The following is a 16873-nucleotide window of genomic DNA, read 5'->3' as shown; positions in this document are numbered from 1 at the left end:
AACGCCGTGGCTACAGCGTTCATCGGGTCTCTTGCGCTGCAACTCCCGCAACTCGTGTGGCTCCCGACGAAGCGTCGAGCGTGCCGCGGCTGCTCGGGTAATACAACAAGGCAGGGTAGTTTCCGTCATCGCTTGCGCGACCGTTCAGCTATTTCAGGCCCTGTCCAGCGCCTTGATCGCAAGCGCAGCGCCAGCCGCGCGCGTTTCGACGTGTAGCTTACGGAACAGATGTTCGAGGTGCTTGTTCACCGTGCGCGGCGCCATGCCGAGAATGTCGCCGATATCGCGATTCGTCTTGCCGCGAGAGACCCAGAGCAGCACTTCGGCCTCGCGCGCCGTCAAATTGAAGCGCGCCGCGAGTGCGCTGCTGTGCACAGTGTCATCGGTCTCCTTGAGGGTGAGGATCCACTCTCCAGGATCGGGAGCGGAGGTTGCGCTCGCAGAACGCCGCACGTGTCCCGCGGTGAATTCGAGGACGGCGCCGGCCGGACTCCCGCGCCCGAGCCAGTCCGCAAACCAGTCGCGCAACAGCGGCGGCAACATGGGGTGCGCAACCGCTTGCACGAGGTCATCGGCGTGGCTGGCCCGGTAGGCAGAAATTTGCCGTGCCGCTTGCGGACTCTGCCAGCGGATCGCGCCATCGGCGCCGACGATCAGCGCCGCCCGCGCATCGAGCGACAGTGCCGCGTGCGCATAGAGTTGCGCACGTGAGCGCTGCACGTGTGCGCCAATGCGCGCGCAAACCTCCTCGGGACGCACGGGTTTCGTCACATAGTCGATGCCGCCGACGCGAAACGCGCGCACCACATGCTCGCTTTCCGTCAATGCCGTCATGAAGATCACGGGCAGATGTTCGTGGCGAACGTCCTGCTTCAGGTGGCTGCAGGTCTCGAAGCCATCCATGCCAGGCATCATCGCGTCGAGCAACACGACGTCGGGCGTCACGCGTGCGAGGCGCTTGAGCGCATCTTCGCCCGAAAGCGCGACCAGCACCGCGTAACCATGCGCCTGAAGCGTATCGGAGAGAAATGCGAGGTTGTCCGGCGTGTCGTCGACAATCAACACGACAGGACGGTCGCGCAGCCACTCGGGCGACGCATCGGTGGAGTTCATCGCGCGTGCCTCAGACGTCCGCGACGCGAGACAGTCGGTCGAGTTCATGCTCAAGCTCCCTTAGCTGAAAGCGTTCCGCCAAAGCGCGCAACACGTCGATCTGCTCCTGTAGCGCGGGCCATGTCGCGCGCGCCGAGTCGAGTTGTTCGATCACGCCTTGCAGGTAGCCGACTTCGAGGTGTGCGCGCAGCCGCTCGAGCACCGCTTTCGGCCACGCGAGGTCCAGTGACGCGTGCCTGACGGGCGGCGTGGCTTGCGCGGACGTGGACGGCTCGGATGCGATCCAGTCGAGCACGAGTAACTGCGCGAGCTTGTCGAGCAACAAATTGATCTGCAGCGGCTTCACGAGATATCCGGCGCATCCGGTCGCGCTCGCGCGTTCCCGATCGTCGGCAAATGCATTAGCCGAAAGCAGCACGATCGGGGCGTTCGACAACTGGTTTTCGCGGATCAGCCGGCTGGCTTCGTAGCCGTCCATCAGCGGCATTGAGATGTCCATGATGATCACGTCGACGCTGTGTGTCGCCAGCCAGCGCAACGCGTCGGGACCGCTCTCCGCCTCGGCGACGTCGAAGCCGAGCGGCGTCAGCAGTTGCACGACGATGCCGCGCTGATCCGCGAGATCGTCGACGACGAGAATCGCGCGCTTCGGCCCGGTATAGCCGCGGATCGCCGCGAGTTCAGTGCGCGCGTCGGCTGCGCTGTTCACTGCTGGCGCGAACAGTCGCACGATGAAGCGCGTGCCGCGCCCGACCTCGCTGTCCACTTCCAGACTGCCACCGAGTGCCTGCGTGAGAAGCCGGCAAATCGTGAGCCCCAGTCCCGCGCCGTGATCGTGCGCATGCGCCGCTTCGCCTCGCTCGAACGGCAGGAACAGGCGCTCCATCTCGGCCGGAGGAATTCCGGGGCCGGTGTCGACTACTTCGAACTTCAACGTGTCGAGCACGTGACTCACACGCAGCGTCACAGTACCCGTGGACGTGAAGCGAATCGCGTTGCCGATCAGGTTGGTCAAAATCTGACCCATGCATTTCTGGTCGGTACGCACGGTGGCGGGCAGGCGGCCTACGGTCTGCACGTCGAAAGCGAGCGCTTTCTCGAGCGCCTGCGGGCGCAGCATTGAGGTGACGTGCGCGACGAAATCCGCCAGTGACACGCGTGCGATGTTCAGTTCCAGCTTGCCCGCCTCGATACGCGCGACGTCGAGCAGCCCATCGACGAGCGCAAGCAGATGTTCGCCGCTGCGGTGAATCGTTCGCACGGCGCTGTAGCGCGTCGGCGAAAACTCCTCTTTCGCCTGCAAAAGCAACTGTGCATAGCCGAGAATGCTGTTCAGCGGTGTGCGCAACTCGTGGCTCAAACCGGACACGTAGCGGCTTTTCGCCTGATTCGCCGATTCGGCGGCGGCCGTCGCGCGCTTGAGCGCGGCGTCGGTTTTCTGGTGCGCGTCGATTTCCTGCATCAGCAATTCGTTTTGCCGTTGCGATTCTTCCTGCGTGACGCGACGGCTTTCGCGCTCCAGCACGAACCACCACGCCGCTATGCAGCCGACGAGAGAAAGCGCGAAGAATATCTTCAGAAAACTGTGGCCGATCGCGCTGTCGATCGACGATCCGTCGACGGCGAGCGAGGTCACACTCTGTGACCAGATCAGATAGAGCACGCTCGCGAGCACCGCGAGTATCGCGCACATGAGGCTGGCATAGTGCATGAGACGCAGCGCGGCTGGGCCGAGCCGCACGCGGGGAAACACGCGATGTAGCGCGCGATCGGCTTGCGACGCGAAGCGTGCGTGCGGCTTGCAGCGATCGTGGCAGCGCGAATCGAGCGAACAGCACAGCGAGCAGATCGTGCCGCCGTAGGCAGGGCAGAAGGCTGTGTCTTCCGGTTCGAACGCGTTCTCGCAGATCGCGCAGCGAAGCGAAGTGGCGTTGCCCGTGGGTTGGGCGGCGCGCGCGATGTAGTAGCGTCCGCGCGTGACGATCGCGAGCACCGGAGCACAGGCGACTGCCACGCCGAACGCGATGAACGACGACATGGCTTGTGCCAGCAAGCCGAACATGCCGCTTCGCGCGAGCATCGCGGCGGCGGCGGCGATCAGCATCGCGCCTACGCCGACGGGATTCACGTCGTATAGGTGTGCGCGTTTGAATTCGATATGACGCGGGCTAAGCCCAAGCGGCTTGTTGATGACGAGATCGGCGAACAGTGCGCCGATCCACGCGATCGCGATGTTTGCGTAGAGCGACAGCACCCTGGCGATCGCCTCGAATACACCCATTTCCACGAGCAGCAGCGCGATCATCACATTGAACACGAGCCACACCACCCGCCCCGGATGGCTATGCGTCAGACGGGCAAAAAAATTCGACCACGCGAGCGAGCCCGCGTACGCATTCGTCACGTTGATCTTCAACTGCGAAACGATCACGAACAGCGTCATCGCGGGCAGCGCCCAGCTCGCGAGCCCAAACGGATCGAGCAGCAGGTGATAGGCGACGAGGTACATCTGGGTGGGCTGCGTGGCCTGCGCCGGACTGACTTCATACTGGATCGCGACGAAGGCGAGGAATGCGCCGCCGAGCATCTTGAGGGCGCCGGGCACGATCCAGCCTGGTCCCGCCGACAGCAGCGCGAGCCACCAGCGCGTGTGGTTCTTTGCAGTGAGCGGCGGCAGGAAGCGCAAGTAATCCACCTGCTCGCCGACCTGGACGATCAATGCAAACACCACGGTCGAGGCCTGCCCGAACGCGATCACGCTGAACGCGCGGCCTTGCGCAGCGAAGCCGGCAAAGGTCGTCCATTCGTGCACCAGACCCGGATGGTGCCACAGCACAGCCGCATAGGGCAGCGCGAACAGTACCAGCCACAGCGGCTGAGTCCAGCTTTGCAGCCGATTGATCAGCGTGATGCCGAACATCACGATCGGAATCACGACGAGCGAGCTCAGTACGTAGGCGATCGCCAGCGAGATATGAAAATAGAGTTGCAACGCGAGCGACATGATGGCCGCTTCGAGCGCGAAGAAAATAAACGTGAAGACGGCATAGAGCAGCGACGTGAGCGTCGAGCCGATATAGCCGAAACCCGCGCCGCGCGTAAGCAGATCCATGTCGACGCCATGGCGCGCGGCGTAAAAGCTGATCGGCAGACTGGTGAGCCAGATGAGCACCGATACGACCGCGATCGCCCAGACCGCGTTCGTAAAGCCATAGTTGACGACGAGACTGCCGCCGATCGCTTCGAGCACCAGAAAAGACACGGCGCCGATTGCCGTGTTGGCGACGCGCAGTTCCGACCAGCGTCGAAACGAACGCGGCGTGAAGCGCAACGCGTAATCCTCGAGCGTTTCGTCGCCGACCCACGCATTGTAGTCGCGCCGCACCTTGACGATGCGTTGGGTACTGGGCGTGCCCACTGACGGGTGACTCTCGGGCATGGAGATGATCTGGATTGGTGCGGAAACGATCGGATCGGTGTCTGATGCAAATTACATTCCAGTGCGACTGCGGGGAATACGTCAATCGACGTATTCCGGTTGCCAATTTGGCTTTCTACATTGCGTCCAACCTCGAACCAGCTCTCGCAAGAAGCGCAGGGCGACCGATAAGGAGAATGTGATGTCCGCAGACGATCGAATCGATGATGATGCTCGCACACCGTCGCCGTTGCGCCGGAAACTGATCGGCGGCCTCGCCGCCGCGCCGTTGATGGCGCTGGGGCTGCCACGTACTTCATTTGCTCAAACGCCGCCCACCGCCAAGGTGAACACCACCGGACTCGCGGTGACCGATACCACGGTGACAGTCGGCCAGTTGCATTCGGCGACCGGCACGATGGCGATCTCCGAAACCGGTTCGATCCAGGCTGAACGCCTGGCGATCGAGCAGATCAACGCAATGGGCGGCGTGCTCGGGCGCAAGATCCAGATCATTCAGGAAGATGGTGCCTCCGACTGGCCGACCTTCGCGGAGAAGTCGAAGAAGCTGCTCGAGAACGACCACGTCGCGGCCGTGTTCGGCTGCTGGACCTCGGCCTCGCGCAAGGCAGTGCTGCCGGTGTTCGAGAAGGACAACGGGCTGCTCTATTACCCGACCTTCTACGAAGGCCTCGAACAGTCGAAGAACGTGTTCTACACGGGCCAGGAAGCGACCCAGCAGATTCTTTGGGCGCTCGACTGGGCGTCGAACACGAAGAAGGCCAAGACGTTTTTCCTGATTGGTTCCGACTATATCTGGCCGCGTACGTCGAACAAGATCGCGCGCCGTCATATCGAGCAGCATCTGCACGCGAAGGTCGTCGGCGAGGAGTATTACCCGCTCGGCACGACCGAGTTTGCGTCGCTGATGAACAAGATCAAGCTCGCGCGGCCGGACTGCATTTTCGCGAGCGTGGTGGGCGGCTCGAACGTTGCGTTCTACAAGCAGCTCAAGGCGGCCGGTATCACTCCGCAGAAGCAGTTCCTGCTGACGCTGTCGGTAACCGAGGACGAAGTGCTCGGCATCGGCGGCGACAACTTTGCGGGCTTCTATTCGTCGATGAAATACTTCGAGGCACTCGATAACGAGAACAACAAGAAGTTCGTCGCTGCGTTCAAGGCGCGCTACGGCCAGAAGTCCGTGATCGGCGACGTGACCCAGGCCGCGTATCTCGGCCCATGGATCTGGAAGGCCGCCTGCGAACGCGCGGGCAGCTTCGACGTGGACAAGGTGGTGGCATCGTCGGCGGGCATCGACGTGGCCAATGCGCCGCAGGGCTATGCGAAGGTCGATGCGAATCACCACCTGTGGAGCCGCTCGCTGATCGGCCAGGGCCAGGCGGACGGCCAATTCAAGGTCGTCGCGCAGTCCGACCAGCCGATCCAGCCGAATCCGTTCCCGAAGGGCTACATGTAATCCGTCAACCGCAGCTGCGCGGCGACGCAACGCGCCGCCGCGCGAGGAGCGCTCGATGTCCGCCACCGACATTTTCAACATCACGCTGATGCAGGGCTTCGCCGGTCTGAGCCTGTTCAGCGTTCTGCTCCTGATGGGGCTTGGGCTCGCCGTGATCTTCGGCCAGATGGGCGTGATCAACATGGCGCACGGTGAATTCATGACGATCGGCGCTTATACCGTCTACATGTTTTCGTGGTTCTCGCAGAACGTCTGGCACGCGTTCACGCCGGTGTACTTTTTCTTCGCGATCGTCGCGGCGTTCGGCCTCGCGTTCGCGGCGGGCTGGCTCGCCGAATGGGCATTGATCCGCCATCTATACCGCCGTCCGCTCGACACGCTGCTCGCTACCTGGGGTCTGAGTCTCGGCATGCAGCAAGTGTTTCGCTCGACGTTCGGGCCGAAGGAAGTGAGTCCTGCGCTGCCCGACTGGCTGATGGGCTCCTGGGAGCCAGCGCCAGGCCTGGATATTCCAGTCAGCGGCATGTTCGTGATGGGACTCGCGCTGGTCATGACAGGTGGACTGCTGCTCGCGCTCTACCGCTCGCGCTGGGGCCTGCGCGTGCGTGCCACGGTTGCCAACCGGCCCATGGCCAACGCTGCCGGCATCAACACGCGGCGCACTGACCGGATGACCTTCGCGATCGGCTGCGGTATTGCGGGGGTGGCGGGCGCGGCGTTCACGGCGATCGGCTCGACCGGACCCACCAGCGGTTCTCTTTATATCGTCGATTCGTTTCTTGTCGTCACCTTTGGCGGCGCGGCGAGCCTGCTCGGCACCGTGGCCTCGGCGTTCGGCATCGCGCAGATGCAGTCGATCAGCGAGTTTTTCCTGTCGGGTTCGATTGCACGTGTTCTTACGCTGCTGACGGTCGTCGTGATCCTGATGCTGCGTCCGCAGGGACTCTTTGCGTCGAAGGTGCGGCGCGTGTGAGTGCGGGGCGCCGTGCACGGCTCATTCACTGATTAATTCGTATGGAGATGGACATGGAACCCATCCAAGCCGTGGCGGGGAGCGTTTCCCCGCGATCCGGTCCCAGCGCGCCGGGAGGCTGGCGCGCGCTCGCGATGCGGCTCGACGCGTCGGGTTACGTGGGCATCGCGATACTCGCGGTGCTGATCGTTGTCGTGTTTCCGCTTGTGCTGGATACGTTTCGCTTGAACCTGATGGGCAAGTACCTCACCTACGCTTTCGTGGCGATTGGCCTCGTGATCGCGTGGGGCTACGGCGGCGTGCTCAGCCTCGGACAAGGCGTGTTCTTCGGCCTCGGCGGTTACGCGATGGCGATGTTCCTCAAGCTTGAGGCGTCCGACCCGGCCGCCACCCACACGCAGACCACGCCCGGCATTCCCGACTTCATGGACTGGAATCAGCTCACCGCGCTGCCTACGTGGTGGAGGCCGTTTCATTCTCTACCGTTCTCGATCCTCGCCGTGCTCGTGGTGCCTACGGCTCTCGCGTTCGTCGTCGGTTATGCGATGTTCAAGCGACGGGTGGGCGGCGTGTACTTCGCGATCATCACGCAGGCGGTCGCCTTGATTCTTTCGGTGCTGATCATCGGCCAGCAAGGATATACGGGCGGCGTGAACGGGATCACCGATCTGCGCACGCTGCTCGGCTGGGACATCCGCACCGACCACGCGAAGCTGGTTCTTTATTTCGTCAATGCGGTGCTGCTGATCGGCGCGCTGCTCGCCTGTCGCTGGGTCCAGCGCAGCAAGCTCGGCACGCTGCTGCTCGCGATGCGCGACAAGGAGGACCGCGTGCGCTTCTCCGGTTACGACGTCGCGATGTTCAAGGTCTTCGCGTTCTGCCTCGCGGCGCTGCTCGCGGCTGTCGGTGGCGCAATGTTCACGTTGCAGGTGGGTTTCATGTCACCGTCGTTCGTCGGCATCGTGCCGTCGATCGAGATGGTGATCTATGCCGCAGTCGGCGGGCGCATGTCACTGGTGGGCGCGGTGTATGGCGCGATTCTCGTCAACCTCGGCAAAAGCTGGTTCTCGGAGAGCCTGCCTAATCTCTGGCTCTATCTGATGGCGGCGATGTTCATCGGCGTGGTGATGGCCTTTCCGAACGGGCTCGCGGGTCTCTACGAAGAGCATGCCCGGCCGCGTATCCGCCGGTGGCTCGGCGCAGCGAACAAGGAGATCTGACGCATGAGCAACACTGACTTTCTGCTTGCGATCGAAGATCTGAGCGTGTCGTTCGACGGTTTCAAGGCGATCGATTCGTTGAACCTCTATCTCGAGCGCGGCGAATTGCGCGTCGTGATCGGCCCGAACGGTGCGGGCAAAACGACGCTGCTCGATCTGATTTGCGGCAAGACCAGGGAAACCGCCGGCAGCATCAAGTTCCGCAACGAGGAAATCACGAATCTCGCCGAGTTCCGGCGGGTGCGCAAGGGCATCGGCCGCAAGTTCCAGACGCCGTCGATCTACGAAAACCTGAGCGTCGCACAAAACCTCGAAGTGTCGTTTCCGCGCGGACGCAGCGTGTTCGGCGCGCTCGCCTATCGCGAGGATGCCGAAGTGGCCGACCGGGTGCGTGCGGTAGCCGATGAGATCGGTCTTGCCGCTTCGCTCGATCTCGAAGCCGGGCTGCTGTCGCACGGCCAGAAGCAGTGGCTGGAAATCGGCATGTTACTGATGCAGGACCCCGAACTCCTGATGCTGGACGAACCGATCGCAGGCATGAGCGCGCGCGAACGGGAAGTCACAGCGGAACTGCTCGATCACATTTGCCGCAATCGCTCGATGATCGTGATCGAGCACGACATGGCCTTCGTCGAGCGGATCGCGCACAAGGTCACGGTCATGCATCAAGGCAAGATCCTCGCGGAAGGGCCGATGGCGCAGGTGCAATCCGATCCTCGCGTGATCGATGTCTATCTCGGCCACTGAATTTACACGGAGAACACATCATGCTGGAAGTCGACGATCTCGTGGTCAGCTACGGCCAGAGCGAGGTGCTGCACGGCATCGGATTTTCCGTGGCGAACGGCGAAAGCGTCGCTGTGATGGGCCGCAACGGCATGGGCAAGACGACGCTTTTCAAGGCGCTCATCGGCATGCTGCCCGCCAATCGCGGCACGGTGCGGGTGGGCGGCGCCGACGTGTCCAAAGACGAGAGCTACCGGCGCGTGGCGAAAGGGATCGGCTACGTGCCGCAAGGCCGGCAGATCTTCGCGTCGCTGAGCGTCGAGGAAAACATCCAGACGGGCCTCGAAAAGGCGCGCAGCCAGCTCGTGCCCGACGATCTCTACGCGCTCTTTCCCGTGCTGTTCGACATGCGACGGCGCAAGGGCGGCAACCTCTCGGGCGGCCAGCAACAGCAGCTCGCGATTGCGCGCGCGCTCGCGACCGATCCGAAGGTGTTGCTGCTCGACGAGCCTACCGAGGGCATTCAGCCGTCCGTCATCAAGGACATCGCGAAGGCACTCAATCAGATTCGCACGAGCCGCAACATCGCCATCGTGGTGTCCGAGCAGGTGTTGAGCTTCGCGCTCGACGTCGCCGACCGGCTCTTCGTGATCGAAGGCGGCCGCTTCGTACATCAAAGCACCCGCGATGCAGGCGACACCGACCGCATCCGCGAATACCTCTCGGTATGAGTGCGGCGCACCGAACCGCATTTACCGACTCTCGAACCATGGAGCGAACGCAATGCCCGAAACTCTCATCAAGGTGGATCTGAACCAGCCGGCCTACGAAAACACGCAGGTGCACAACCGCTGGCACCCGGATATTCCGATGGCTTGCTGGGTCAAGCCCGGCGACGACTTCATCCTCGAAACCTACGACTGGACCGGCGGCTTCATCAAGAACGATGACAGCGCCGACGACGTGCGCGACATCGATCTGTCGATCGTCCATTTTCTGTCCGGCCCGGTCGGCGTGCATGGCGCGGAACCCGGCGATCTGCTGGTCGTGGACCTGCTCGACATCGGTGCGAAGTCCGAGAGCCAGTGGGGCTTCAACGGATTTTTCTCGAAGTCCAATGGCGGCGGTTTTCTCACCGACCATTTTCCCGCCGCGCAGAAGTCGATCTGGGATTTTCACGGCGTCTACACGAACTCGCGCCACATTCCAGGCGTGAATTTCGCGGGTCTGATTCACCCCGGCCTGATCGGATGCCTGCCTGATCCGAAACTGCTGGAAACCTGGAACGCACGCGAAACCGGCCTGATCGCGACCGCGCCGGAGCGCGTGCCGCCGCTGGCGAATCCGCCGTTCGCCGCGACAGCGCATATGGGGCAACTCACGGGCGACGCGCGTGACAAGGCGGCGGCGCAAGGGGCGCGCACCGTGCCGCCGCGTGAGCACGGCGGTAATTGCGACATCAAGGATCTGTCGCGCGGCTCGAAGGTGTTCTTCCCCGTCTACGTGGATGGCGCAGGACTTTCCGTCGGCGATCTGCACTTCAGCCAGGGCGACGGCGAGATCTCGTTTTGCGGCGCGATCGAAATGGCGGGCTGGGTACACATGCGCGTGAATCTGATCAAGGGCGGCATGGCGAAATACGGAATTCGCAATCCGATATTCCAGCCGAGTCCTATCACGCCGAATTACAACGACTACCTCATTTTCGAAGGCATTTCGGTCGACGAGCAGGGCGCTCAACATTATCTCGACGTGACGGTCGCGTATCGGCAGGCTTGTCTGAACGCGATCGAGTATCTGAAGAAGTTCGGCTATTCGGGCGCGCAGGCGTATTCGTTGCTCGGTTGTGCGCCGGTGCAGGGGCACATCAGCGGCGTGGTCGATATTCCCAATGCGTGCGCGACCTTGTGGCTGCCGACACAGATTTTCGACTTCGACATTCGCCCGAATGCCGATGGGCCCATCCAGCACATCAAGGGCGGTGTGGATTTGCCATGCTCGCCGGATCTGGCGAACGTCTGAGCCAACGCTACCAGGAGAGCTTGTCATGCCGATCTACGACTTCGAATGCGTGAGTTGCGGTCCCTTTTCCGTCATGCGGCGCATGGCGGACCGCGAAAAGCCTTGCCGCTGTCCCGAGTGCGGAGGGGAGAGTGGCCGGGTGATCAGCGCGCCGTCGCTAGCCTTGATGGCGAATACACGGCGCTCCGCGCACGCAACGAACGAGCGCGCGCAGCACGCGCCGCGCCAGTCCGGTGACGGGGCGCCGTTGCGTCATCGGGCGGGATGCAGTTGCTGCTCGGGTGGCAGCGCGAAGCTCGCGGGATCGGCTTCGGACGGACTCAAACGGCCGGCAGGACGACCATGGATGATCAGCCACTAGTGAGCGTGTGCTGAAGCGGAGCGGGCGGCCCGAAGTCCGCCTGCGATCTGAGGGACTTAAGGAGGATATGTCATGCGACATGGCGATATTTCGAGCAGCAACGATTGCGTGGGCGTCGCGGTGGTCAACTACAAGATGCCGCGTCTGCATACGAAGGCGGAGGTGCTCGACAACGCGCGCCGCATCGCCGGCATGGTGATCGGCATGAAGCAGGGATTGCCTGGCATGGATCTCGTCGTGTTTCCCGAGTATTCGACGCACGGCATCATGTACGACCGGCAGGAGATGTTCGATACGGCGTCGACGGTGCCGGGCGAGGAGACGGAAATATTTGCGGCGGCGTGCCGCCAGGCCAACGTCTGGGGGGTGTTCTCGATCACGGGAGAGCGTCACGAAGAACATCCGCGTAAGGTGCCGTACAACACGCTTGTGCTGATCGACAATCGCGGCGAGATCGTGCAGAAGTATCGCAAGATCATGCCTTGGACGCCGATCGAAGGCTGGTATCCGGGCGATCGTACCTACGTGACGGATGGGCCGAAGGGTCTGAAGATCAGCCTGATCATCTGCGATGACGGCAACTATCCCGAGATCTGGCGCGACTGCGCGATGAACGGCGCGGAATTGATCGTGCGCTGCCAAGGCTACATGTATCCGGCCAAGGAGCAGCAGGTGATGGTGGCTAAGGCAATGGCGTGGATGAATAACACTTACGTCGCCGTGGCGAATGCCACGGGCTGGGACGGCGTGTATTCGTACTTTGGTCACTCGGCGATCGTGGGTTTCGACGGGCGCACGCTCGGCGAGTGCGGCGAGGAGGAGATGGGCGTGCAGTACGCGGAGCTCTCGTTGAGCATGATCCGCGACGCGCGGCGCACGATGCAGTCGCAGAACCATCTATACAAACTTCTGCACCGCGGGTACACGGGCACGATCAATTCGGGCGACGGCGCGAACGGCGTGGCGGCCTGTCCGTTTGGGTTCTATCGCGACTGGATCGAAGACCCCGACGGCACGCGCCGCCGCGTCGAAGCACTCACGCGCCCGACGCCAGGGACGCCGGAGTGTCCGATTGAAGGGATTCCGAACGGGGCGTGAGGATTGGTTCGCCGGGCGTTGTCACGCGCGCTGGTCAGCTACGATGACGTGACGAAGAAGACGAAATCGCTCTACCATGGCCATCGATTCCCGGCGTCAGTCATCAGCCACGCGGTTCGCAGCTACCCGGCCGCGAAAACAGAGCTCCCTGAGCTGGCGAATGTGAAGCACGTGTTCGTCAAGGCCTGCGCGCGGGTGAACAACCGCGCTGAAAACAGCCATCAACCCATGCGTGAACGCGAGCGCCGGATGCGAGGGTTTCGCTTGCCCGAACGCACGCAGTCATCTACTGAGCGCCTCGCTCTATCGCAAACAGCTCGCCGCGCGATTTGAAGGGTGGCGTCTCTTCACCGGCGTTGCCCAAGCTCCGTCCACCGTGTTCTGAGACACGACTGTCCCTGCCGATATCTCGTCATGGAGTCAGCAACGTGACAGCGCATTAAGCAGCGCTCAGGTGAAATCTTAAGAAACTGCCGCCTCGCGCAAAACACGTCACGCGAGAACTGCTGCTCGCCTATTGGTTGCGTTTTTTTACATCGCAGCTCTGCGCATTTATTTTGTCACTGTTTTCTCATTAACGGGATGGCGGGCGGAGAGACGCGCGCGCTGGTTTCGGGCGATCTTCGCACACAGTGTTTTTTTGCAGCTGCAATTGGTGCGGAAGCGCACATACCGGTTGCCGCGCCTCCATGAATCATGCTCCGCATATCGAGCCGCGTAAATGCTTTCAATTTAAAAATCAAAGAATATAAAAATGAAAGGAAACGCAATGAAGCGATATTTCCATGTAAGAAAAAGGAAAACAAAATGAAGGCGATGCTCCCGGGGCTGGACATCCTGCGGTTCCTGCTGGCCTGCTATCTGGTCGTCTTCCACACGCTCGTCATTTACCCCGAGGCGAGGGCGATGCCAATGGCCGACTTCTTCAAATTCGGTGGCTGCGCGACGAGTATCTTCTTTATTCTGTCAGGATTCATTCTATCGCACGTTTCGGTGGAAAAGAAAACTGGCGAAGCGATGAAGGTTTCGGCATCGAAGTTTTTTATCAACCGTTTTAGCAATATTTATCCCATTCACATCGTTACGCTAGCGCTGAGCGTTGCATTAATGGCGGTAAATTCCCATCCCTTCGACACCGAACTGAGCAACCTCGATTCAGCACCGCCGATTGTGCACACCATGAGCGGTGTGGAAGTGGCGGTCAATGCGGTTTTACAGATCCTGTTATTGCAGGCCTGGAATCCCTTTTATCTGTCATTCAACATTCCGTCGTGGTCGTTGTCGACGCTGTTTTTTTTCTATTTATTGTTTCCGGCGCTCGCGCCACGCCTGCTGTCGATGCGCTGGAAGTCCACGATGCTGATGGCGATGTGGGGCGCCAGCCTGTTGCCGGCCGTGATCGTCGTTGCAGGCGGCTGGTATCAGGGGTGGCCGATCGGTGTGTTGCATACCAATCCGCTGGTGCGGCTTCCGGAGTTTCTGGCGGGCATTCTCGCTTACGGGATATTCGAGGCGAACGTCGAAAGCATTACCGGCATGATCGCGAGTTGCCGGTGGATCATATTCGCCGCTACAGGGGCACTTTTCATCGGCGCCACTTTTCTGTTTACGGCAGGAATGCGTTCGTGGGAGGTACTTCTTCACAACGGCGCACTCTTGCCCGCGCAAGTCGCGGTGATTTTTGTTTGCGCGAGCACACTGCAAAACGCGTCGCCGCGCGTGGCCGCCTGGACGAGACGGCTCGGCAACGCTTCGTTGTCGATCTTCGCGCTGCAATACCCGCTATTTATCGGCTTTCTCAAAGTGCAGAAGCTGCTTGGCATTCCGTATTCGCTGTTGTCATGCGTGCATCGACCGCATGTTTGCCGGGCGGCGGCAAGCCAGGTGCCCGTGCATTTTTCCGCCTATCCGGTCTATCTGATCCTGGTGCTGGTGGCGTCGGTGCTGTTTCAGGAGCGGGTCGTGTTGCCGCTCAGGACCAGGCTGCGCCGCGTGCTGAAGAGTCGCTGGGACGCAGCGCGGCCCGCGCCGCTGCCTGCGACGTCGGTGCCGAAGACACAGTGAGACGCGCTGCCGGCCAGGTGCAGGCGTTTGCGCATCCCGGTCCCGCACTCGTCGATGTGATCGCATCGAAGCATGAGCTTGCCATGCCTCCGAAGGTGGAACTTGCCCATGCGAAGGGATTCAGCCTTTATATGCTGCGTGCGATATTGAACGGACGCGGCGACGAGATCGTCGAGCTGGCTCGCACCGAGCTCAGATGCAAACGGGCGCTAGCCCAATTGCCGACGGCTCGGGCCCGCGTCCGTGATCCTCGTCAACGTGTTCGCCTCAGCGCGCCAGCAACGAAACCGTCGCGATGCCGAGAATCGTCATGATCAGCGAAGTGCTCAGGTGAATCGCCACTTCGCCCGCCGCCCAGCCGAACCGGCCGTCCTGCAGACGCTGCACGACCTCCGCGGAGAACGTCGAGAACGTCGACAGCCCGCCCATCAGACCGGTGATGACGAACAGCCGCCATTCCGGCGTGAGCTGGGGCACACGCGCGAAGCCCGCGACCGCCACGCCGATGAGGTAGCCGGCGATCACGTTGGCGGCGAGCGTGCCGAGCGGCAGATCGCTAAAGACCGGGTTAAGTCGAATGCCGAGGAACCAGCGAACCAGCGAGCCGAGTGCGCCGCCAATCGCGACAGCGAGAAAAGACCAATACATGGAAGAGGATCGAAACCGGAATGTCGACAGACCGGTTGATGCGGGCGAGCTGATGCCGCGTCCGCATAACCGGGCGTAGCAGGCATCATCAGCCCCAAGGGCGGTTAATGGAGAATGCCATCTCCAGCCGCGAAGTCTAACATCGGCGCGCGCATTTGGGGACAGGCGCGTGATTCGCGCCTCTCCCGTTTCCCGCGAGCGCCGCCTTCGTTCACTCCGGCGTTGCCGAAATCTTGTGAATCGACAGATCGGCGCCGTTGTATTCCTCTTCCTGGTCGAGGCGCAGACCGACCGTCATGCGGATCACGCCGTACACGACCGTGCCGCCGAGCCCCGACACGACGATTCCGCCGAGCGTGCCGATGACCTGCGAGGCGAACGACACACCACCCAGCCCGCCGAGCGAATGGATGCCGAAGATCCCGGCCGCGATGCCGCCCCATGCGCCGCACAGCCCGTGCAGCGGCCACACGCCGAGCACGTCGTCGATGCGCCAGCGGTTCTGCACGCAGGTGAACATGTAGACGAACAGCACGCCAGCGATACCGCCCGTGACCAGCGCGCCGAGCGGATGCATGATGTCCGAGCCTGCGCACACCGCGACGAGCCCGGCGAGCGGGCCGTTGTACGTGAAGCCCGGGTCGTTGCGGCCCGCGAACCACGCGCTCAGCGTGCCGCCGACCATCGCCATCAGCGAATTGACCGCGACGAGGCCGCTGATCTTGTCGAGCGTCTGCGAGCTCATCACGTTGAAGCCGAACCAGCCGACCGTCAGCACCCATGCGCCGAGCGCGAGAAACGGAATGTTCGATGGCGGATGCGCGGCGATGCCGCCGTCGCGGTGATAGCGACCGTGGCGCGCGCCGAGCAGCAGCACGGCCGGCAGCGCGACCCAGCCGCCGAACGCGTGCACCACCACCGAGCCCGCGAAGTCATGGAACGGCGCACCGAAAGCCTGCGTGAGCCAGTCCTGGATGCCGAAGCGGTCATTCCACGCGATGCCTTCGAAGAACGGATAGATGAAACCGACCAGCACGAACGTCGCGAACAGTTGCGGATTGAACTTGGAGCGCTCGGCGATGCCACCCGACACGATCGCGGGGATCGCGGCGGCGAACGTCAGCAGGAAGAAAAAGCGCACGAGCGCATAGCCGTTGTGCTGGGCGAGCGTCGCCGCGCTGTCGAAAAACTGCACGCCGTATGCGATCGTGTAGCCGATGAAGAAGTACGCGATCGTCGAGACCGCGAAGTCCACCAGAATTTTGACCAGCGCATTCACCTGATTCTTCTTGCGCACGGTGCCAAGCTCCAGGAAGGCGAATCCCGCGTGCATCGCCAGCACCATGGCGGCGCCGATCAAAAGAAACTCGGTATCGGCGCCGTATTTCAGACTTTCCATCGATATGTCCCGCTTATGCCAAAAAAGTGCGCTATGTGAGCAAGAAGCGGGCCAAAGCTGTGCTGGTCGCGTCGACACGGTGCAATCGGGCACCGGGATGGGTATCTGGTGGGTTCTGAGCCATGCGCCGCCCGAGCGCGTCATGCACCTGAACAGAGAGGAGTGGCACCATACAAGTGCATAAATCGACGCCCTTGCGCAGATTGACCCGGACGAGGGCGAAATATTCGATTTAAATTACATTTTCATTCGGCATCCTGACGCAGCGAGATGCTGGCTGGGCGCGTCGATGCCCATTTCTGGCGCAATGTGCGCGAACGGCAGAAGCTGCCGTCGACGCGTTCGTGTCCCTCT

The 16873-nt window shown here is 62.0% G+C and carries 13 protein-coding genes, 2 pseudogenes and 1 riboswitch; of the genes and pseudogenes, 11 read left to right on the top strand and 4 right to left on the bottom strand.

The window, feature by feature from the left end:
- Positions 1–153: 153 nt before the first annotated feature.
- The gene (locus tag OKW38_RS12250) at positions 154–1113 is read right to left on the bottom strand and encodes a response regulator (protein ID WP_429363723.1); all 960 of its coding nucleotides are present in this window, start codon (positions 1111–1113) and stop codon (positions 154–156) included.
- Between the two features lie 10 nt (positions 1114–1123).
- On the bottom strand, positions 1124–4552 hold the full coding sequence (locus OKW38_RS12245; protein ID WP_429361674.1) for a hybrid sensor histidine kinase/response regulator: 3429 nt from the start codon (positions 4550–4552) through the stop codon (positions 1124–1126).
- 181 nt (positions 4553–4733) lie between these two features.
- Between OKW38_RS12245 and urtA the strand changes: the two genes are divergently transcribed.
- From urtA to OKW38_RS12190, 11 genes and pseudogenes are all read left to right on the top strand, one after another.
- The gene (urtA, locus tag OKW38_RS12240; RefSeq protein ID WP_090804068.1) at positions 4734–6008 is read left to right on the top strand and encodes an urea ABC transporter substrate-binding protein; all 1275 of its coding nucleotides are present in this window, start codon (positions 4734–4736) and stop codon (positions 6006–6008) included.
- 55 nt (positions 6009–6063) lie between these two features.
- Positions 6064–6981 (top strand): urea ABC transporter permease subunit UrtB, encoded by a 918-nt coding sequence (gene urtB / locus OKW38_RS12235; protein WP_090804070.1) that lies wholly within the window; start codon positions 6064–6066, stop codon positions 6979–6981.
- 53 nt (positions 6982–7034) lie between these two features.
- A complete protein-coding gene (urtC, locus tag OKW38_RS12230; protein WP_184039859.1) occupies positions 7035–8201 on the top strand; it encodes an urea ABC transporter permease subunit UrtC in 1167 nt (388 codons plus the stop codon).
- A 3-nt stretch (positions 8202–8204) separates the two neighbouring features.
- On the top strand, positions 8205–8948 hold the full coding sequence (gene urtD, locus OKW38_RS12225) for an urea ABC transporter ATP-binding protein UrtD (RefSeq protein WP_090804072.1): 744 nt from the start codon (positions 8205–8207) through the stop codon (positions 8946–8948).
- Between the two features lie 20 nt (positions 8949–8968).
- Positions 8969–9658 (top strand): urea ABC transporter ATP-binding subunit UrtE, encoded by a 690-nt coding sequence (urtE, locus tag OKW38_RS12220; protein WP_187619074.1) that lies wholly within the window; start codon positions 8969–8971, stop codon positions 9656–9658.
- A gap of 52 nt (positions 9659–9710) precedes the next feature.
- Positions 9711–10949, top strand: a complete 1239-nt coding sequence (gene fmdA, locus OKW38_RS12215; RefSeq protein WP_090804075.1) for a formamidase — start codon at positions 9711–9713, stop codon at positions 10947–10949.
- Positions 10950–10974: 25 nt separating this feature from the next.
- Positions 10975–11310 (top strand): FmdB family zinc ribbon protein, encoded by a 336-nt coding sequence (locus OKW38_RS12210; protein WP_090804077.1) that lies wholly within the window; start codon positions 10975–10977, stop codon positions 11308–11310.
- Between the two features lie 72 nt (positions 11311–11382).
- Entirely contained in the window at positions 11383–12408 is a 1026-nt protein-coding gene (locus OKW38_RS12205) for an aliphatic amidase (protein ID WP_184039871.1), read from the top strand.
- Between the two features lie 90 nt (positions 12409–12498).
- A pseudogene (locus tag OKW38_RS12200) lies at positions 12499–12793 on the top strand (DDE-type integrase/transposase/recombinase); the annotation flags it as partial.
- 422 nt (positions 12794–13215) lie between these two features.
- On the top strand, positions 13216–14472 hold the full coding sequence (locus OKW38_RS12195; RefSeq protein WP_429361672.1) for an acyltransferase family protein: 1257 nt from the start codon (positions 13216–13218) through the stop codon (positions 14470–14472).
- 23 nt (positions 14473–14495) lie between these two features.
- Positions 14496–14669, top strand: a pseudogene (locus OKW38_RS12190) (ubiquinone-dependent pyruvate dehydrogenase); the annotation flags it as partial.
- Positions 14670–14739: 70 nt separating this feature from the next.
- Here OKW38_RS12190 and crcB read toward each other — a convergent pair.
- Both crcB and OKW38_RS12180 read right to left on the bottom strand, forming a co-directional pair.
- A complete protein-coding gene (gene crcB / locus OKW38_RS12185) occupies positions 14740–15120 on the bottom strand; it encodes a fluoride efflux transporter CrcB (RefSeq protein WP_429361670.1) in 381 nt (126 codons plus the stop codon).
- A 72-nt stretch (positions 15121–15192) separates the two neighbouring features.
- Positions 15193–15254, bottom strand: a riboswitch (Fluoride riboswitch).
- Between the two features lie 77 nt (positions 15255–15331).
- Entirely contained in the window at positions 15332–16519 is a 1188-nt protein-coding gene (locus OKW38_RS12180) for an ammonium transporter (RefSeq protein WP_090804085.1), read from the bottom strand.
- Positions 16520–16873: the final 354 nt, after the last annotated feature.

The organism is Paraburkholderia sp. MM5496-R1 (assembly GCF_050436205.1).
Classification (GTDB): domain Bacteria; phylum Pseudomonadota; class Gammaproteobacteria; order Burkholderiales; family Burkholderiaceae; genus Paraburkholderia; species Paraburkholderia tuberum.
This window is presented reverse-complemented; position numbering and strand designations above follow the sequence as displayed.